Origin of the sequence: Helicobacter sp. MIT 03-1614 (assembly GCF_000762925.2) — a bacterium.
Lineage (GTDB): Bacteria > Campylobacterota > Campylobacteria > Campylobacterales > Helicobacteraceae > Helicobacter_C > Helicobacter_C hepaticus.
On record NZ_JRMS02000001.1, the window covers coordinates 170,666 to 190,341 of the forward strand.

A 19,676-nucleotide genomic window follows, 5' to 3' on the forward strand; every position below is an offset into this window, starting at 1 on the left:
TTATGTATGATTTTAGCTCCTTTATTCAACATCTTGATAAAACCAATCAATCGCGTCTAAAAAAACTTAAAATAAACAATCTCCTTACTCTTATCATTACTCACGCTCCCAAATCTTATATTGACACCACGCTTACTCCTACTCTTACTCCTCATAGCAATGTCCTTATCAAAGTGCATATACACGATACAAAAACGCTCGGTTTTGGCAAAAACGCTCGTTTAAGCATTTACGCTACGATGAGTGATTTTAATCAGCCCCTTGAAATGATTATCTTCCACCCAAAGCCTTTTCACAAAAAGATTTTTAGTGAAGATTCTATTCAATATGTATTAGGCAAACTTGAAACCTATAACCAGCGCTACACTCTAATTCAACCAAAATCTATTAAGCACATTAACACCATTACACCACATTTTAAAACTACCCTGCTTAGCGATAAAGCAATGCAGGAATTAACTCAAGCTACTATCAATATAGATAATCTCCTCTCTTGTGGTATTCCTCAAGAGATTGCTCAAAAAATATATGAAATTTTTACACCCTCATCGCATTTTATGCTCGCTTTTAAAAAACACAACGCATTGCCCCAAGAACATATGAATGCGCTTAAATTTATTGAAATTTATCATTATTTGCACTTACTCTCACGCAAAAAGATACATTTCAAAGCCAAATATCGCTGCAATAACGATATCACGCCTTTTATAGAATCTTTGCCTTTTTCCCTCACGAGCGGACAATGCTCCGCCATAAAAGATATAAGCTTAGATTTAGATTCCCAAATTGCAGCAAGGCGGCTTATTATGGGTGATGTGGGCTGTGGCAAAACAATAGTAATCCTCTGTGCTGTAATGATGACATATCCACACACAAGCATTCTTATGGCACCCACTACAATTCTTGCTACCCAACTTTATGAAGAAGCAAAACGACTGCTTCCACCATTTATCAAAATACATCTTATTACTGCTAAAACGCGTCAAGATTTACAAGAAGCACATTTTATCATAGGCACGCAAGCCTTGCTATATCGTGAGATTACATTAGAAAATGTAGCCCTTGTAATGAGCGATGAACAGCATCGCTTTGGGACAAATCAACGCTATGGGTTAGAAAAAATAGGACAAGACGCCCATAAAAATGCTCGTCCTCATATTTTGCAATTTTCAGCCACTCCTATTCCACGAACTCTTGCGATGATTAATGCACAATTTATCGACTTAAGTGTCATTCAAGACTTACCTTTCAAAAAAGATATAAGCACTTCCATTGTAGATAAAAGCACCTTTAAAACTTTACTTTCTGCCTTACAAAATGAAATCAATCAAGGACATCAGGCAATCATTATCTATCCTCTTGTAGAAGAAAGTGAGCATCTTGATTATCTTTCTTTAAATGAGGGATTAAGCTTTTGGCAAAAGCATTTTAATAGCGTGCATTACACTTCAGGTAAAGATAAAAACAAACAAAATGTTATAGATGATTTTGCGCACAATGGCTCTTTACTCCTTGCTACTACACTTGTTGAGGTGGGAATCTCCCTGCCAAAAGTCTCTACTATTGTCATTGTTGCACCCGAACGACTAGGATTAGCCACATTGCACCAGTTGCGTGGGCGCGTAAGCCGAAACGGATTAAAAGGATACTGCTATCTTTATACGCATCAACCGCAAAATGAACGATTAAAAGCTTTTTGTAGCACCCTTAACGGATTTGACATTGCTGAACTTGATTTAAAATATCGCAATAGTGGAGATTTATTAAGTGGAGAGCGACAAAGTGGCGATGAATTTATATATTTTGATATGGGAAGCGATGAAAATATCATTAAAGAAGCAAAAATGCTTATTCAACAACAAAATGCACAAAAAGGGCGATTAACCTAGAAAAATTGCCCTTTGTCTTTTTTATTACACCTTAAAATGTGTCATATTCTTTTTTAAGGCATCAGAGATATTTTTAAGCTCACCAATAGCCTTATTGGTATTTTCAAGTGAATTTCTTGTCTCCTGAGATAATGTAGAAATACTCTGCATATCGTGCAAAATACTCTGCATTGTATCTTCTTGTTGAACTGAAGAAGATGCTACCACTTGAGCTTTTTGGAGAGAATCTTGAGCTTGACTTTGGATTTCTTCTAATGTATGCACAGAATCTAAAATGAGCTTTTGTCCCTTATCAATTTGTGGCACAATGGCTTCAATAGAATTCACAGAAACACCTATACTCTCTTGAATAAGTGTTATCATATTAGCGATTTCCGCCGTAGTAGAAGCTGTGCGCTCTGCGAGTTTTCGCACCTCATCTGCAACAACAGCAAATCCTCTTCCGTGTTCTCCTGCACGTGCAGCTTCTATTGCTGCATTAAGAGCAAGTAAGTTTGTTTGATCTGCAATTTCCGCAATTAAGCCTGCACTCCCACCAATTTCCACAGATTGTTGTTGCAAACCACGAATATTATCCGCTGAAGAACTAATCATTTCTGTAATTTTGCCAATCTCTTGGGCTGTAATATTAATAATCTCCACACCCTTAGATGAAATTTCAACACTTTTGACTGAATTTTCCTCTGTTTGTTTGGCAATATCTGATACCTCTGCAACAGAATGGTTTATTTGCTCTATTTTACCAACTATGGCTGCTGAATTTTGCATTTGTGTATTAGCGTCATCTTGCGCTTTTCTCGCTACATCAGAGACTTCAAGCGCGATTTTATTCACTTGCTGCGATGAATGCGTAATAGCCTCTACAATTTCTCTTAATCCTTCCTGCATACTTGCAATGGATGAAAGTATAGAATCTTTATTTTTGTATGTTATATGTCCAGATAGGTCTCCATTAGCAATTTTAGAAACAATATATGAAGCTATATAAGGCTCTCCACCAAGCAAACGCAACAAATTACGAATAATCACAATAGCTACAATTACACCAAAAATCACGCTACAAGCCAAAAGCGCTAAAAGTAAGATTCTAAACTCACTAACATCACTTCTTAGCTGATGTGTAAGCCCTGAATTAGCATTTTCTTGATAATCAATAAATTCATTAATTTCTGCAAGCCACTGCGTAAAATAAGGAGAAAGTGTTGTAAGAATAGTGCGCGCCTTTTGAGAATCTCCTGCGAGCTTAGCCTGAATAATTTGAACAATAAGCGGAATAGCTTTAGCTTGTGTTTCCTCAATAGAGTGCAAAATGCTTAGTTCTTTTTTATTAAGCAGTTTTGCATCAATAAAATTCTGCTTCATATTATCTTCTGCTTCTTTGTAAAATTTCTCTAGTGCATTAATCTGTTCTAAAAGCTGTTGCAATCCGTTTTTATCCTCACTACTAATAAGCACTACATCACGCACAGCAATAGCTCTATCATGCACACTTCCGCGAAAGTTGATTGCATAACGTTGAGCAAGGGCATTTTTATCATTAATTTCGCTCAATGAGGCATTGATACTGCTTACGCGATTAAGACTTAAGAATACCATCACACACGAAAATACAATTAAAACCCCAAAACCAAAACCAAGTATAACACCTATGCTTGTTTTTTTCTTTGGGGGCTGAACCTCTAAAGTCTTAGACATAATTTATTATCTCCCTTAAAATATTTAAGAAATTATACTACTTAAAAGTATATTTTTATAAATATTATCCATATAAAAACATATTTTATTTGGTTTCGTAATTAAAAATATGTTAGAATCCTGTAAAAATTCATCATCAAAAAGGTTCAATACTAATGAATACCGAAATGATTGCTGTAATGCTCGGTGTTTCTCTTGTGCTAGGCTTATTTGGATTGCTTGCATTTATATGGGGCTTAAAAAATGGACAATTTGATGATGCAAACAAAATGATGCAGGGTGTGCTTTTTGATTCTGTGGAAGACTTAAACCTTGCTGCAAAAACTGATAAAAAACAAAATAAACCTGCCATACAAAATAAAGGAGGCAATGATGAATAAAGTATATGATGTAGCTGTAGTAGGCTGCGGACCTGCCGGGATTAGTGCTATCATAGAATCTCAAGCACGCAATTTAAGTGTGATAGCACTTGAAAAAGGTGATTCGCACAATATGAGTATTCGCAAGTTTTACAAAGAAGGCAAACGCGTGGATAAAGACTACAAAGGGCAAGTTGTGCAATTAGAAGGAAATATTGACTTTAAAGATGGCGATAGAGAAAGCACATTAGCACTTTTTGATGAGATTCTCTCTCCTGTTGAAGTAACTTATCAAAGCGATGTGGAATCTGTTGTGCCTTGCAAAGATAGTGAAGGCTTTGTGATTACTACAACAGATAATCGCAGCTATAAGGCGCATTTTGTCGTTATCTGTATAGGGAAAATGGGACAACCCAATAAACCAAGCTATGCTTTGCCACCGACAATTCGTAAATATATTAATTTCAATGCCAATGATGCGCAAAAAAATGAAAAGATTCTCGTTGTAGGTGGAGGAAACTCTGCTGTGGAATATGCGTATGATTTAGCCCAAAGTGCAGACAATGGTGGGAGCGTAACGCTTAATTACCGCCGAAGTGAGTTTTCACGCATTAATGATACAAATGCGGCTGCACTTAAAAATGTGATTGCAAATGGCTCGCTTCACACAAAGCTTGGCATTGATATTACAGAGCTAAGTGATGATAACGGAAAGGTAGGAGTGCATTTTAGCGATGGGAGTAAAGATGTATTTGATAGGGTGATTTATGCTATTGGTGGTGCTTCACCTATTGATTTTTTGAAAAAATGCTCTATTACCACAGATGAAAAGGGTGTGCCGCTTTGCTCTCCTTTATGGGAAAGCAGCGTGAAAAATATCTTTGTAGCGGGGGATATTGCGCTTAAAAATGGTGGCTCAATCGCTGCTGCTATCAAGTATGGATATGATATTGCCAAAGAGATTGCAAAAAGAGCAAAGAATTAAATATCATCAATTATAAATACACCCACAATTATACAGCCAATTAACCATACAAAAGGCAAAAGAAGTAAATAGAGTAAAAATAAAGCAGGGAGTTTGCTTTCAAATCGCCGCATAAAGACGCTTAAGGCTGTTAATAGTGTAAAAAGGAGTGGCGGCACAAAACTCCAAGTCATCAATAAACCTACTTGATAAGGAGAGTGTAGATCCTCATTGTTTGATGCGATAATTTCAAGTATTTCTTGTAATTTAAAATGTTCTACTCCAAAAATTCCTTGATAAAAGAGCACACCAAGAAGGCATATACCGCCAAAAGCGATATAGAGCGTAAGCAACCCAACTTTAAAATAGTCTTTTTTAAAGAGGTAAAAAGCAAAACCCGCTCCTGTAAATACATTAATAAAAGTATGTGAAAGAAAAGGTGTTTTCACCTGAACAAAAACAAGATACACAAACACAATGATAGCCGATACATATTTGCATATTTTTTGCATTGTGCTTAAGCTTACACTAGAATATAAACCAATTTTCTTTAAAAATTCAATTTCTCTCCTCTGCATATCTTTAAGATTCATAGCCACCCCCAAAGAACAAATTTCTGCATTCTAACACATTTGTTTGTAAAAATTTCGTTTTTTTTTTTTTGTTAAAAAGTAAAGCGTATGTTACAAAAATTAATCATCAACACTCCATCTTGTATCATAAGGCGGCTTACAAGGCTTAGCACTTTCATAAACCCTAAGCACATCTTGTGATAAATTTTTAGGAAAATCAGGCAATGATATGCCATTTTTCAAGCTAAAAACAAGTTTGGATTGTGATTCTTCATCCCTCAAATCAATAAAAAGGACAGCTCTTGCCTGTGATATATCTTGATTATCAAAAATCAACCGCACAATAATCCTTTCTTGTGAATTAAAAAAACCCGCAATACCATATACATCAAAAATCGCTTCATTCTTTGGAGATTTTTTTGGCACAATGCGTGTAAGATAATATGTCGCCTCTTCGGTATATAAGGCGCGCCTTAGACGCCATAGAGAGTATTCACTCTGGCTTAGGCATATTTGGGAATTATTTTCATTAGCTTCTTTGTTATCATTAGCTAGTCTAAAATCTCTATCCCAAAATGCTATATTATCAAATAGCCTCAAGCTCTTATCTTCGCTTAAATTGAAATCTTTAGGATAAACAATCTTATTGCCTTCGTAATTCACATAATCAATTTTTGCTAAATCTAGGGGCAAAGATGTGAGTTTATTATAAGAAATATCCAAAAATCGCATATTTTCAATAGAATGAGGCAAAGATTGAAGCTGATTGTGCGAAACTTCAAGCTCAATTATATCTTTAATGGTATCGGGCAAAGATGTGAGTTTATTATGATTAATTTTGAGGTAAAGAAGTCTAGGAGATGTGGGAAGTTTACCCTTTCCGGGATTAATATCCCATTCAATCATATAAAGAGGGCTTTTTCTTTGGTTAAATAAACAAGAGGGTAAAGTAGAAATTTTATTATGCGAGAGTTCTAAATCCATTAGATTCCTTGCTTCACAAATATTTTGAGGAATCTCTGTAATCTCATTATGCGCTACATTTAAATCTCGAAAATATTTTAAAGAAAAAATATGAGGATTTAAAGCTTTAAGATTGGCATTTTGTATGCGTAGTCCTTTAAGATTTTCTAAAAGCCTAATAGCATCGGGGAGACTATCTATTGGGCATTCTTCGTCAAATACCAATCTTTCTATACTTTGAAGTTTCTTTAAAATCGCCTTATCATCTAAATCACTCTCTAAAAACAATCCACAATAAGCGAGTTTACCTTCTTTCCAACTTTTGTTTTCATCGTATGCTTTATTAGAGATTGAAAAAAAATTATCTTTAGGATAGAGGGCATTTTGCTTTTGCCATTGTTTAATCTCCTGGATTTGACTTTTTATAGAAGCTCCATAACTATTTACACCTACAAACACCCAAAATATTACAAAAATTCCTAGCAATTTCATTTTCTCCCTCCTATTAAGAACACAAAATAATTTTTTTATATGCACATTTGATTTCACCGCGTTTTTCCATTTCTTTGAGGATTCGTGAGATGACTTCACGCGAACTCCCTAGATGATTAGCAATTTCTTCGTGGCTTATGAGAATCTCCCCATTATGCGCATTTTCATACAAAAACTCACGGATTCGTTCAACAAGCGGCTTAAATAATGCTTGCTCAAGTGTGGATATGGTTTGGCTTAGTCGCTTAGAAATAAGCGTGAGTGTGAAACTTGAAAGCGTAGGATAAGTATCTTTAAGCCTAGAAAATAACTGATGAGGCACAATAAGCACTTCTGTGTTTTGGCTGCTCTCAAGTAAAATATCATAATGTATAGAATGCAACGCACAATGCGAGCAAAGAAGACAATAATCATTCTCTTTAAGATTAAAAAGTGTAATTTCTTTAGCATTCTCACCCATAATATAAGCGCGTAAAGCCCCTGAAAACACATAAATAAAGCCCAAGCAATTCTCATTTTGATTAATAAGTGTATTTGGCGCAAAACTTTTAAAATATGCTTGTTGGACTATGCTTTTAATATCTTGCTGTGCTAAGCCTAGCGGGGCAAAAATAGCTTTAAGCGGCTCTTTACTCACTTACCCTCCTTGCATTAATAATCAAAATGTGATTTTATCACAGATATTCTTATTTTTGTATTCTATACTTCATCATTACTTTTCAAAAAGGAGTTTATATGAAAATGACAGAACGAATAATCCGAATCATAATTGCTTTTGCTATTTTTGGCATTGGATTTTATTTTGAATCTTTATGGGGACTTTTAGGGCTTATACCTTTGCTTACAGGTGCATTTGGTGTCTGCCCTTTGAGAGTATGGGCAAACAAACAAGCTTGTCCGCTTAAAAGTTGCTCTGTCTTTAAAAAAGAGAAAGAATAAATTTGATAAGGCTTATTTTTGATAAGCCTACTCTCTCACTTACTTTTACATTAGTGTGCTTGAACTTAGCTAAACTATCCTCTCAGCTGTTCTAGCCTATCTCGTTTTGTGCCAATATCTGTGATTTGAATCCCAAAGTTTCCATCAACGATAACGACTTCACCTTTAGCAATGACTTTATCATCTACGAGAATCTCAAGCGGGTCATTTGCCAACTGATTGAGCTCTATCACGCTCCCAATATCCATTGCAATGACATCTTTAAGAAGCATTCTTTTTTGTCCTATACGCACCTTAACATTCAAGCGCACATCTAAAATCATATTGATATTTTTGTATTCTGTCGCAGAGAGTGCCGGGTTTGTTTGAGCAGCAGATTCTGCAGGAGCCGCTTGAGCAGATGTATTACCGCCTTCAAAAAGTTCCACAAAACTTTTATTTGCCAAAATCGTAAAATTTGACTGAATAGAATCTAATGTAAAATTAAAAATATATGCCTTATCAAAGCGAGACAAATCCATATTTTCTGTAATAAATTCAATATTGCTACACGTAAAGTTGAGTTTTGGTAGCTCATTTTGAGAATTAAGCGAAGTAGAAACAGCACCAAAAATATTAGAGCTAATTTCTTTTATTGCATCTAAATCATCATCACTCATCTCACTCTTTACTTCGCCCTCGCCGCCGAGCATCATATCTGCAAGTGCTGTTCCCATTTCTACAGGAATAACCATTGCTATTTCACCATTACCATCGCCACTTGCTTGAATATAACTGATAGCATAGGGTGTGGGGAGATTTTCAAGGCTAACACTATCATCTTGCGTATGGCTTACACTTGGAGTTTTCCCCATTAAGCCTTCAATGGTCGTTGTTGTCTCTGTAACAACTAAATCAACAAATGCTTTCATTCTCCCTCCTCTGCAATATTTGCAATTCTATTTTTACGTTGCCCTTCAAGCATTTCAAGCACTTCTTTTACTTGGTCTTTTTCTGTTTTAATGACTTCTTTAATCTGCAATGTCTTTCTATAACGTTGCAATCCTATACTTGCAATATATTTTTCACGCCCATCAACAGAAACGATTATAGTATCATCAGCAATAGTATCAAGTCGCACAATATCACCTACTTGCAAATCCAAAATTTCTTTAAGCGTGAGTGTAGCATCACCAAGATAGCCCGATACTATTACATTTGCCCCTGCGATAAGGGCTTGGAGTTCCTTATTACGACTTTTCTTGGAACTTGTGTCACTTAGCATTAAATCCCGACTTGCCAAACGCGAAAGCACTGTTTCAAGCGAAATAACAGGATAACAAATACTCATCATACCGCTACTATGCCCAATAATAATCTCCATAACTACCATAATAACAATTTCATTTTGTGCCACGATTTGCACAACATTAGGAGAAGATTCCTTAGCATCAACACTTGGAAAAATCTCTGTGATAGAGCTCCACGCTTCTTTGAGATTTTGCATTACTTGACGCAAAAGTGTATCAAGGAGATTGAGTTCAATATCACTAAACTCACGTGAGCTTTCATAAGGGTCACCTTTCCCTCCCAAAAGTCTATCAATCATTGGAAAGGCAATACTTGGATTAATCTCTAAAATTGCAGCACCCTCTAGTGGCTTCATTGAAAAGATATTAAAGCTCGTAGGAGAGGGCAAGCTCATCAAAAACTCACCATAAGTCATTTGATCCACACTATGTAATTGAATCTCCACAATACTTCGCATAACCGCAGAAACTTGAGATGAAAGACTGCGCGCCATTTTATCGTGAATTGATTTAAAAGCACGTAACTGCTCTTTACTCACACGATTAGGACGTTTAAAATCATAAAGCGTAACTTGTTTTTGATGTGTTAAATCCTGTTTCTCTATATCAGCAGTATCGCCATCATCATCAACAACTTCTAAAAGGGCGTCAATTTCTTCTTGACTTAATATATCAGCCATTAATATCTCCTAATGCTTGTCTAATTTTTTTGACAATTTCCTTAGTAATCTGCGAAATACGAGATTCTGTAATATCTAAAATCTCGCTGATTTCCTTAAGACTAAGCTCCTCAAAATAATACAGCTGAATAATCATCTGCTCACGCTTACCAAGCTTTTTAAGGACATTAAAGATAATCTCCATAAGCTCATCTTTTTGCACATCTTCAAGTATATTTTCCGCATAAATAGCGTTATATTGTTCATCAATAGGCACAAGTGCGTATATATCCGAAGCCATACGCGCCTCTTTTATCTTTGCTATATCTTCTTTAAGGACTTTCGCAAGATATTCATCGCTTGGCTCTTCTTGGTGTTCATTGAAATATTTTGATACTTCATAATCAATACTCTTTACAAGCTTACGATTAGCACGAGAAAGGACATCAAGGCTTCGCAAATAATCAAGCATTGCTCCATTCACTCGCGTTTTAGCAAAGCCCCAAAAAGAATCATTAAGGCTACTATCATAACGGCGAGCAAGTTTAATAAGCTCTTCTGTGCCAATAGATACAAGATCTGCCATTTCAATAGAGCTAGGCAAACGCTCCTTAAGGCGAAATGCCATCGCCTTAACTGCCGGAAGGTATTGCAAAGCAAGCTCATCTTGTGCATACTTGAGCGTCTGATTATATCCGTTGTTATTTTTTATGCTTTTCATTAAAATACCTCTTAACCCTCTTTCTGCGTATTTTGTTGTGCTGCCTGTGCTGCCATTTCTTCATCATCAGATTCTATACTTCTAATAAAATTCCGAATCTTAGCCGATTCTTTTTCACGCTTATCAAATTCAAGGCGATAAAATTCAAGATTATTCTCAAGTTTGCTTTTTTTAAGCCGAGTTTGTTCAAAATCCAAAAACCAAAAATATAATGATACGCATACAGCCACAATCAAATATACACCCATTGTCGTAATAATTGTCCATAAAACCATAAATTCAGGCTCATCAAATTTGGTAATGGAAAATGTCAATCCAATAAAAAACCCTGCTACAATGCTAAAACTCATATAATTATCTGGTTTCATACCATCCCCTATTATAGCCTGACATCAAATATAGCCTAATATCCGTCGCAAAAAATCAGCAAAATGCTGCTTATGAGGTTTGGTAAGCATATTTTGTTCCAATTTTTCTACAAGCTCTCGTGCAATATCCTGAATCTGTCCGCTAGGCACGCTCAAAGGTTCGGCTTTGGCAAAAAGTTCCCTTGAACGCACCGCTTTTGCTACAACCTGACTTTGTTCAATAAACCCAATCAAAAAAAGATTAAGAGCAGGCATACTTTTTTGAGCCAAGCCTAAAATGCGTTCAAAAACAAGTCGTGATTCTTTAGCATTTTTTACCATATTGAGAATCATATAAATGTTATTATGTATTTTACTATTAAGCTTAATAGTAGCGTAGGCATCAGTAAGAGCCGAAGGGTCAGGCATAGTAACTACTACGAGCGCATCGCTTGCATTTAAAAAATTTTGTGTTATGCCGCCAATACCCGCGCCTGTATCAATAATCATATAATCAATACTATTTAAAATATCGCTCTCTTCAAGGAAGCGTTCTAATACGCCGCTATTAGCGTATTTAAGGATTTCCTCACCATTATCTCCGGGTATAAGGTATAAACCCTCTTCAATAGGATAAATAATCTCTTGGAAACTCGCCTCCCCACGTAAAGCGTGAAGAATATTTTTATCCGTTTTTACTCCAAAAATTAAATCAAGATTAGCCAATCCAATATCCGCATCAAAGACTGCTACACGCTTTTTAAGCTTCCATAAACAATAAGCAAGATTAGCACTAATGCTTGATTTTCCAACACCACCCTTACCTGAAGTAATAGCAATAAATTTTGTTGTGCTAAAATTGCGTTTATCCCGACTTTGAACGAGCGCTTGAAGCTCGTGGGCTTGATTTTGTATCATTTAGCACTTCCGCTATTTAGATTCTGGGCGTTTAAATCCATCAAGCAAACAATCTACCAAATAATCATTGCCTGCTAAAATCAAATCATTTGGCACACCTTGCCCGATTGAGAGATAACTAATGGGTTTTTTTGTCTCATATACAAGTGAAAACATATTACCAAAGTTGCGACTTTCATCAAGCTTGCTAAAAATTAATGTATCAATATTCATTTCACTAAAAGCATTATAAGTATCTCTTAAATCTTCATATTTTGCATTAATCGCAAGCACAAGACTCACATCAATTTTGTAATCATTATTAAGGTAAGATTTAAGCGCTTGAAGCTTACTGCGGTCGTGTTGAGAATGCCCCGCTGTATCAATGAGAATATAATCACAATGCTTAAGGGAATCTATTGCCTTGCCAAATTCCTCTGGCTCTACCACCGTGTCAATACTTAGCTTCATCATACGCGCATAAGCCATTAGCTGATCAACCGCTGCTAAGCGATAAGTATCAAGCGTAACTACACCCACACGATAACGTTGATTAAGCATTAAAGAATAACGCGCGGCAAGTTTGGCTAGAGTGGTTGTTTTTCCCACACCTGTAGGTCCTACAAGCATTATGATTTTTTTTGCATTGCTTTGGAGGTTTTCAGGACGACAATAAATCATTTTTCTCAATACTTCGCGAAAATAACGTTTAATTGTTGTGGAATTTGAGCGCATCTTAAGCGGCATAAGTTCTAATGATAATTGCATAATTGTATCCAAATGCTCCTTGTTCATACCGCTACTTTTTGCGATTCTATAAATTTCTGCAAACTCTTGAGGAATATTAATGCCTTCATTTTTGGGGCTTTTTTCCTCCCACAGCATATTTTGGATAATTTTCATCTTATCGTTAATCTCATCAAGCTCATTTTTAATATGCTTAAGTTCTATTTTTTGATTGATACTTTGCTCTAAACGAGTTTGTTGCAAATCCTCAATTTTATCTTCTATACTTGAAATATGCGTTGTGTTTGCTTTGTTAAAGGTTGCTTTAGCCGTAGGATAAGGACGCTTGGGTTGAATCTTAGGATTTACAGGCATATTGCTCGGCACATTGGCAATTTGTGATATTTGTTTTACCGCATCAGAAAGTTGAAGTGTTACTTCATCATAAACTTTAGGCTTATTTGATTCCTGACGCTTCTTTGCCATATTTTTCTCTGCAATCTCATCAAGTCTTTTTTGCACACTATTGGGTGCTAATTTCTCTTGAGTATCTTTTGTATCTGTAGATTCTGTAGGTGTTGATGGTGTGCTTTCATCATCAACTGCAATGACTATCTCATATAAACCCGATTGTGTAAGAGATTTTTTCCGAATCTCTTTATTTTCTACGAGTAAAATCTCGTTGCCAAAGGTATCTTGTGCCTTTTTAAGGGCTTGGGCTGGGGTATCTCCCATAAAGGTGTGAAGTTTTTTTGCCATCGTATCCGCCTATAAGCTCAAAATAGAAATTCTTATTGTAGCTTGTTGATGTTTTAGTAAAGTTTAACTGCTTGCACAAAGATACAAACTTTCACATATATGTTTCTATAAAGCTCAAAGGCAACATTACCGAAGCCCTAACATCGTAAAAAGAATGAGGCACTTGCAAATAAGGGCGCTTAATATGCAGCGCATTAAAAAAAATAATATCAATATCAAGTGTGCGTGGGGCATTTTTAAAAGCTCTTTTGCGTTCTCGCCCAAATCGACGTTCAATATAAAAAATAAGCCCATAAATTTCTACCAAACTTAAATTGCTCCCACACACCATAATTGCATTATAAAAATCATCTTGGGATTCAAAACCAAAGGGTGGATTGCGCCAAAGTGGTGATGTGCAGAGAATCTCTATATATGAGCAGGAATCAAACCACATAAATACAGATTCTAAAATTGCAATACTGCCTTTCTCATTGAGGAAAGTGCAAAGTCCCTGATTAGAACCAAGACCTAGCATAAAAATATTACGATACTTAGGAGAAATGGGCTTTTGAAACTTTTTGTGCAACCTATAAGGATAATGCTTGGAGCTTAGAATCTGTGCGCTTTTATATGCCATTATCTGCCTTTGGTTTTATGTTTGTGAAAACATTATAAAATCTTAGCCCAAATTTATATCATTCAAAGGACAATACAATGAAAAAAAATACCATAATATATGTTTTTTGTATGCTTTTATTGAGTATCTCAACGAGTTTTGGAGCAAGTTTTGAAGATACACTCAAAGCCACGATTAAAAGCAATACAAAACAAGATATTAAGATTCTCAAAATTCAAAACCTCCAATCAAGCCCTGATGTAAAACTTGTGCTTATTGCTGTGGGCAATATGCAAGTGCCAATTTTTGCAAGCAAAGATGGCAAACTTGTTATGGGTGTTTCAAATGTATTCTTTGCACATAAAAGCGAGGATATGGGTGCGGTAGGTAGCCTCATCAAACAAACTCAAAGCGAATCTAAACCCGATAAAGCTATCCTTGATACGTTATTTAAAAAGATTCCCCAAGATGAATATATTATCCTTCGTTCCCCTAATAAAAATGCCAAAAAAATTACCTACATTGTCTCTGACCCCAATTGTCCTAGCTGTCAAAAAGAGCTTAACAATATCCAAGAAAGGTTAAAAGATTCTGATGTGTATATGCTACTTGTGGGATTTGTAGGCGAAGATTCTCCCATTAAATCAAGTATGTTGCGCGATAGATTGCCTGATGTTAAAGATGATAAAGAAAAACTTAAGATTCTTAGAGAAGTTTATACGCCCAAATCCAAAGTGCCCACAAGTTATATTAATATTGATATAAAAGATACAATGAAGATAAATCAAAAGGTGATAGATGCAGGCATTAAAAGTGTGCCATTTGTTTATGAGCGTAATAAATAAATGACAAAAACTAAAGTGATTTAAGCAAATCTTCAAAACTTTGCTTAAATGCCACAAGCCCCTCATCTAAAAGGCGATGAGCGATAATGTCACGATGGATATTTTTCTCTTTCATATCCTCCCAAAATGCCAAGCGTGAAGATGTATTAATTAATGATTTTTGTTCTTTATCCTCACTCATCTGATAAGCTCTAATACTTTCAAGTGGGGCAGTATTGATACTATGAGGCAAAATAAGTTTGTCAATATAATAACTTTTTGGCAAATCTTCACCCTTTACACCCGTTGAGGCAAAAAGTGTGCGGATATGAGGCACATTATATTGCTCAATCACTTCATAACAATCCATTGCATTCATAATACCCACTTGTGAGCGCAAATGCGATTGCACAATATGTTCATCAACTACCCTATCAAAACGTGAAACAAATACACTTATTACGCCTTGAAGCAAGTTAGAATGCTCTAAATGAGAATCTTGCGCTTTTTTAAAACCCTCTTGTAATGCTAATGCACATTCTTTTGCTTGAGAGGGAGTAAAAACCAAAGTCGCATTTATATTTATCCCTTTTGTGGCAAGCGCATTCATTATTTCATATCCTGCAAAAGTAGCTGGCACTTTTATCATCACATTTGGCATAGCAATACTATGATACAATCTCACGCCTTCATCTACGCTTTGTGCAACATCATCACACAAAAGTGGGTCAATTTCAAGACTAATAAAACCTTGCGTCGGATTACTCTCCCACAAATATTTAAGTATCTGTGCTGCCCGGTGAATATCTTCAAGAGCAAGATGTTCATAAATTTCTTTTGGATTTTTCCCCTTTAATTTAGCAATAGCATTTTGATACACAGGACTCTTAAGAGCTTGAGCGAAAATACTTGGATTGCTTGTGGCTCCATTTATTAGCCCTGAATCTACGAGTTTGCTAAACTCATTTTCTAAGAAATCTCTTTGTATAAAATCACACCATAAACTAAAATCAATACTATGCACTCTTGCTCCTTATTTAAAATAATGGCTATTTTATAAGAATAAAATGGCAATATTACATTAAAAAAATTAGGAGAAGCTTATGCAGTATAAATTAATGATGTGCGGCTTTAGCGCTATGTGTGAAGATATGCAAGAAGTGCAAGATAGGCTTAAGGTTATTCCTGTGGAACGAGCAGAGCTTGAAAGTTCAGCGTGCTATGTATTTGATTTGTATTCAGCACAAAAATATGAAATAATCCCCACACCAAAAGGCTGGGTAATACAAGGCTATGAAGAATAATTGCATTTTTATGCAATAAATTTATTTTGACTATACAAAGTGATACATTAAGGTTCTCTTATAACCTAAAAGCTTTCGTTTTTAGAGAATTTTTATTACTTATGTAGTTTTTATTGCTACAATAAAAGGCTTTTTTAGTAGCAATTTTTTCTTAAATAGGAGTTTCTTATGAGTTATACAAAATATCAAAGAGGCTATTTTATGCCTCCTACGCCGTCTTTAGAATGGAGCAAAAAAGAATATATTGCCAAAGCACCAATTTGGTGCAGCGTGGATTTACGCGATGGGAATCAAGCCCTTATCACGCCTATGAGCCTAGAAGAAAAAATTACATTTTTTAAACTGCTACTAAAAGTTGGATTTAAAGAAATTGAGGTGGGATTTCCTGCAGCGAGTGAAACAGAATATCGCTTTTTGCGCACATTGATTGAAGAGGATCTTATTCCTGATGATGTAAGCGTGCAGGTGCTTACTCAAGCACGAGAACATATCATTAAAAAAACTTTCGAAAGTCTTGAGGGCTGCAAAAATGCTATCGTGCACGTATATAATTCCACCTCTTATGCCCAAAGAGAACAAGTCTTTAGAAAATCAAAAGATGAGATAAAACGCATTGCGTGTGAAGGAGCAATATGCCTTAAAGAAAGTGCAGCAGCCACAAAAGGTAATTTTAGGTTTGAATATTCTCCAGAGAGTTTTAGTGGCACAGAAGTAGATTATGCACTTGAAGTGTGTAATGCTGTCATTGATATTTTTGAGCCTACACCAGAAAAAAAACTTATTATTAATCTCCCTGTAACTGTGGAAATGAGCTTACCTCATATCTATGCAAGTCAAGTGGAATATATGTCAAAGCATCTCAAAAACAGAGAAAATGTGCTTATTTCTCTCCACCCGCATAATGATAGAGGCTGTGCTATAGCAGATGCAGAATTAGGCTTGCTCGCAGGTGCGGATAGAATCGAAGGCACACTTTTTGGCAATGGTGAGCGCACGGGAAATGTGGATATTATCACTCTTGCGATGAATATGCATTCACACGGCGTAGATCCTAAACTTGATTTTAGCAATATCCCCTCCATTTGCGATGTATATGAAAAAGTAACAAAAATGCAGGTGTATGAACGACAACCATATTCAGGTAAACTCGTATTTGCAGCATTTTCAGGCTCTCATCAAGATGCTATTGCCAAAGGTATGGCATATCATAAAGAACATAATTTAAGCACTTGGAGTGTGCCTTATTTGCCCATTGATCCAAAAGATGTAGGGCGTGTATATGAAAGCGATGTGATACGTATTAATTCTCAAAGTGGTAAAGGTGGGATTGCCTATATTTTGCACCATCATTATGGTGTGAATCTTCCGCCACTTTTTAGAGAGGAGTTTTCTTATTATGTGAAAAATATTTCTGACAAAGCTCACAAAGAACTAAGCCCTGATGAAATTTGTGAGATTTTTCAAAATGATTTTGTAAATCTCAACAATACGCTTTGTGTGCAAGATTTTTATTTTACACACATAGATTCTAAACCTTCGCAAGAATTTAATGTAAAATTACACATTCTTTACGCAAAAGAAAATTCTAAAACACAACAAGAAATCACGGGTAAAGGCAATGGGCGGCTTGATAGTATTGCGAATGCTTTAAGAGAGCATTTGAATTTAGACTTTGAAATCATTGATTACAGCGAACATTCGCTTAAAAAAGGTTCTACTTCACAAGCTGTCTCATATGTGCAAATAGAGAGCAAAGGAAAAAAATGCTTTGGAGTAGGTATTGATAATGATATTATTACTGCATCTATATATGGGCTTGTAAGTGCCCTTAATCGCATTATATAAAACTAAGGAGGAACTATGGGAATGACAATGTCGCAAAAAATTCTTGCTGATAGAGCAGGATTAGAATCTGTGCGCCCTAATGATTTAATTATGGCAAAACTTGATATGGTGCTAGGCAATGACATCACCACACCAGTGGCGATTAACGCTTTCAAGGAGGCAAAATTTCAAAAAGTTTTTGACAAAGATAAAATCTCACTTGTAATGGATCATTTCGCACCTAATAAAGATATCAAAGCGGCTACACAAAGTGCTCAATGCCGATGTTTTGCTAAAGATTTTGATATTTCTCATTATTATGATGTGGGCAATATGGGCGTAGAACACGCGCTCTTGCCAGAACAAGGCATTGTAACTATTGGAGACCTTATCATTGGTGCAGATTCTCATACCTGCACTTATGGAGCATTAGGTGCGTTTTCAACAGGGGTAGGCTCTACTGATATGGCTGTGGGTATGGCAACAGGACAAGCGTGGTTTAAAGTGCCTTATGCTATAAAATTTAACCTCAAAGGCAAACTGCGTCCTTATGTCAGTGGTAAAGATGTGATTTTACATATTATTGGCAAAATTGGCGTTGATGGTGCGCTGTATAAAAGTATGGAATTTGGTGGAGAGGGATTAAAAAATCTTACCATTGATGATAGGCTTTGCATTGCAAATATGGCAATAGAAGCAGGAGCAAAAAATGGTATTTTTGAGGTTGATGATATTACAATTAGTTATGCCAAAGGGCGCACAAAGAGAGATTTTAGAATCTACAAAGCAGATGTTGATGCGGAGTATGAGCAAGTTTTTGATATTGACTTAGATTCTATCAATCACACAGTGGCATTTCCACATTTGCCTGAAAACACAAAAGAAAAAGATGATTGGGGCGAAATCAAAATTGACCAAGTTGTCATTGGCTCTTGCACAAATGGGAGATTAAGCGATATGGCAGTGGCTGCAGAGATTCTAAAGGATAAAACCATTGCAAAAAATACACGCTGTATTATTATCCCTGCTACTCAAAATATTTACCTAGAGTGCATCAATCGTGGCTATTTAGAAACCTTTATCAAAGCTGGGGCTGTTGTCTCTACACCTACTTGCGGACCTTGTCTTGGCGGACATATGGGGATTTTAGCGGCAAATGAAAAATGTGTCTCTACAACTAATCGTAACTTTGTAGGCAGAATGGGACATATCACAAGTGAAGTCTATCTCTCCTCGCCTGAAGTGGCAGCAGCAAGTGCTGTAAGAGGGATTTTAAGTGCGCCACAAGATATAGCCTAGCTAATGACTTAATAGCACAAAAAAGCAAAATAGTAATCTTTAAGGAGTGTAAAATATGAAAGCACAGGGTTTTGTCCATAAATATGGCGATAATGTAGATACAGATGTCATTATACCAGCGCGGTATCTTAATACTGCTGATCATAAAGAACTCGCGAGTCATTGTATGGAGGATATTGATAAGGATTTTGTTGCCAAAGTCAAAGAGGGCGATATTATGGTGGGAGGTTGGAATTTTGGCTGTGGGAGTAGCAGAGAACACGCACCTATTGCCATTAAAGCAAGTGGGATTTCGTGTATTATCGCTAAATCTTTTGCGCGCATTTTTTATCGCAATGCCATTAACATTGGACTTGCAATTATAGAATCTGAAGAAGTAGCACAAAGCCTAGAAAATGGCGATGAGGTAGCTATTGATTTTGATAAGGGTATCATTACAAATTGCAAAAATAATCAACAATTTAGCACCACACCTTTTCCGCCTTTTATCCAAGAAATCATCAATGCAAATGGATATTTAAATTGGATTAGCAAACAAAAGGCAAATGCCTAATAT

General features: G+C 35.9%; 21 protein-coding genes. 9 read left to right on the top strand and 12 right to left on the bottom strand.

What is annotated here, in order from left to right; translation table 11 throughout:
* Positions 1-2 precede the first annotated feature (2 nt).
* Positions 3-1,889: an ATP-dependent DNA helicase RecG gene (recG, locus tag LS66_RS00870; RefSeq protein ID WP_052057460.1), complete on the top strand. Its 1,887-nt coding sequence runs from the start codon at positions 3-5 to the stop codon at positions 1,887-1,889.
* Positions 1,890-1,913: 24 nt separating this feature from the next.
* Here the strand turns inward: recG and LS66_RS00875 are convergent, their stop codons facing one another.
* Positions 1,914-3,584 carry a methyl-accepting chemotaxis protein gene (locus LS66_RS00875; protein ID WP_034367433.1) on the bottom strand — a complete coding sequence of 557 codons (1,671 nt, stop codon included), beginning with the start codon at positions 3,582-3,584 and terminating at the stop codon, positions 1,914-1,916.
* Positions 3,585-3,739: 155 nt separating this feature from the next.
* Between LS66_RS00875 and ccoS the strand changes: the two genes are divergently transcribed.
* A complete protein-coding gene (gene ccoS, locus LS66_RS00880) occupies positions 3,740-3,964 on the top strand; it encodes a cbb3-type cytochrome oxidase assembly protein CcoS (protein WP_011115994.1) in 225 nt (74 codons plus the stop codon).
* Entirely contained in the window at positions 3,957-4,928 is a 972-nt protein-coding gene (locus LS66_RS00885; protein ID WP_034367431.1) for an NAD(P)-binding domain-containing protein, read from the top strand. Before ccoS ends, LS66_RS00885 begins: the two co-directional genes overlap by 8 nt.
* On the opposite strand, the gene LS66_RS00890 is transcribed toward LS66_RS00885, so the two are convergent.
* From LS66_RS00890 to LS66_RS00900, 3 genes are all read right to left on the bottom strand, one after another.
* The gene (locus LS66_RS00890; protein ID WP_034367429.1) at positions 4,925-5,500 is read right to left on the bottom strand and encodes a hypothetical protein; all 576 of its coding nucleotides are present in this window, start codon (positions 5,498-5,500) and stop codon (positions 4,925-4,927) included. The genes LS66_RS00885 and LS66_RS00890 overlap by 4 nt on opposite strands.
* A 99-nt stretch (positions 5,501-5,599) precedes the next feature.
* The gene (locus tag LS66_RS00895; protein WP_034367427.1) at positions 5,600-6,934 is read right to left on the bottom strand and encodes a leucine-rich repeat domain-containing protein; all 1,335 of its coding nucleotides are present in this window, start codon (positions 6,932-6,934) and stop codon (positions 5,600-5,602) included.
* 13 nt (positions 6,935-6,947) lie between these two features.
* Positions 6,948-7,571 (bottom strand): Crp/Fnr family transcriptional regulator, encoded by a 624-nt coding sequence (locus LS66_RS00900; RefSeq protein ID WP_052057457.1) that lies wholly within the window; start codon positions 7,569-7,571, stop codon positions 6,948-6,950.
* Positions 7,572-7,669: 98 nt separating this feature from the next.
* On the opposite strand from LS66_RS00900, the gene LS66_RS00905 reads away from it, so the two are divergent.
* Positions 7,670-7,873: a DUF2892 domain-containing protein gene (locus tag LS66_RS00905; RefSeq protein WP_011115989.1), complete on the top strand. Its 204-nt coding sequence runs from the start codon at positions 7,670-7,672 to the stop codon at positions 7,871-7,873.
* A gap of 74 nt (positions 7,874-7,947) precedes the next feature.
* On the opposite strand, the gene fliY is transcribed toward LS66_RS00905, so the two are convergent.
* The 7 genes from fliY to folK all read right to left on the bottom strand — a co-directional run bounded on the left by fliY (position 7,948) and on the right by folK (position 13,890).
* On the bottom strand, positions 7,948-8,784 hold the full coding sequence (gene fliY / locus LS66_RS00910; protein WP_011115988.1) for a flagellar motor switch protein FliY: 837 nt from the start codon (positions 8,782-8,784) through the stop codon (positions 7,948-7,950).
* Positions 8,781-9,842 carry a flagellar motor switch protein FliM gene (fliM, locus tag LS66_RS00915; RefSeq protein ID WP_011115987.1) on the bottom strand — a complete coding sequence of 354 codons (1,062 nt, stop codon included), beginning with the start codon at positions 9,840-9,842 and terminating at the stop codon, positions 8,781-8,783. The genes fliY and fliM overlap by 4 nt, the downstream gene beginning before the upstream one ends.
* Positions 9,835-10,542: an RNA polymerase sigma factor FliA gene (locus LS66_RS00920; protein ID WP_034367658.1), complete on the bottom strand. Its 708-nt coding sequence runs from the start codon at positions 10,540-10,542 to the stop codon at positions 9,835-9,837. Before LS66_RS00920 ends, fliM begins: the two co-directional genes overlap by 8 nt.
* An 11-nt stretch (positions 10,543-10,553) precedes the next feature.
* Positions 10,554-10,910 (bottom strand): hypothetical protein, encoded by a 357-nt coding sequence (locus LS66_RS00925; RefSeq protein WP_011115985.1) that lies wholly within the window; start codon positions 10,908-10,910, stop codon positions 10,554-10,556.
* A gap of 24 nt (positions 10,911-10,934) precedes the next feature.
* Positions 10,935-11,807, bottom strand: a complete 873-nt coding sequence (locus LS66_RS00930) for a MinD/ParA family protein (RefSeq protein WP_034367661.1) — start codon at positions 11,805-11,807, stop codon at positions 10,935-10,937.
* Between the two features lie 12 nt (positions 11,808-11,819).
* The gene (gene flhF, locus LS66_RS00935) at positions 11,820-13,271 is read right to left on the bottom strand and encodes a flagellar biosynthesis protein FlhF (protein WP_034367664.1); all 1,452 of its coding nucleotides are present in this window, start codon (positions 13,269-13,271) and stop codon (positions 11,820-11,822) included.
* 91 nt (positions 13,272-13,362) lie between these two features.
* Positions 13,363-13,890 carry a 2-amino-4-hydroxy-6-hydroxymethyldihydropteridine diphosphokinase gene (gene folK / locus LS66_RS00940; RefSeq protein ID WP_011115982.1) on the bottom strand — a complete coding sequence of 176 codons (528 nt, stop codon included), beginning with the start codon at positions 13,888-13,890 and terminating at the stop codon, positions 13,363-13,365.
* Positions 13,891-13,967: 77 nt separating this feature from the next.
* Between folK and LS66_RS00945 the strand changes: the two genes are divergently transcribed.
* Positions 13,968-14,714 carry a protein disulfide-isomerase gene (locus tag LS66_RS00945; protein WP_034367667.1) on the top strand — a complete coding sequence of 249 codons (747 nt, stop codon included), beginning with the start codon at positions 13,968-13,970 and terminating at the stop codon, positions 14,712-14,714.
* Positions 14,715-14,724: 10 nt separating this feature from the next.
* Here the strand turns inward: LS66_RS00945 and LS66_RS00950 are convergent, their stop codons facing one another.
* Positions 14,725-15,717, bottom strand: a complete 993-nt coding sequence (locus tag LS66_RS00950) for a transaldolase (RefSeq protein WP_034367670.1) — start codon at positions 15,715-15,717, stop codon at positions 14,725-14,727.
* Between the two features lie 79 nt (positions 15,718-15,796).
* On the opposite strand from LS66_RS00950, the gene LS66_RS00955 reads away from it, so the two are divergent.
* The 4 genes from LS66_RS00955 (at position 15,797) to leuD (ending at position 19,673) form a co-directional block, all read left to right on the top strand.
* Positions 15,797-15,997, top strand: coding sequence for a hypothetical protein (locus LS66_RS00955; protein ID WP_011115978.1), 201 nt, complete (start codon positions 15,797-15,799; stop codon positions 15,995-15,997).
* Between the two features lie 168 nt (positions 15,998-16,165).
* Positions 16,166-17,842: a 2-isopropylmalate synthase gene (locus tag LS66_RS00960; RefSeq protein WP_034367672.1), complete on the top strand. Its 1,677-nt coding sequence runs from the start codon at positions 16,166-16,168 to the stop codon at positions 17,840-17,842.
* A 15-nt stretch (positions 17,843-17,857) separates the two neighbouring features.
* On the top strand, positions 17,858-19,120 hold the full coding sequence (gene leuC, locus LS66_RS00965; RefSeq protein WP_011115976.1) for a 3-isopropylmalate dehydratase large subunit: 1,263 nt from the start codon (positions 17,858-17,860) through the stop codon (positions 19,118-19,120).
* Positions 19,121-19,175: 55 nt separating this feature from the next.
* Positions 19,176-19,673 (top strand): 3-isopropylmalate dehydratase small subunit, encoded by a 498-nt coding sequence (gene leuD, locus LS66_RS00970; protein ID WP_034367675.1) that lies wholly within the window; start codon positions 19,176-19,178, stop codon positions 19,671-19,673.
* Positions 19,674-19,676: the final 3 nt, after the last annotated feature.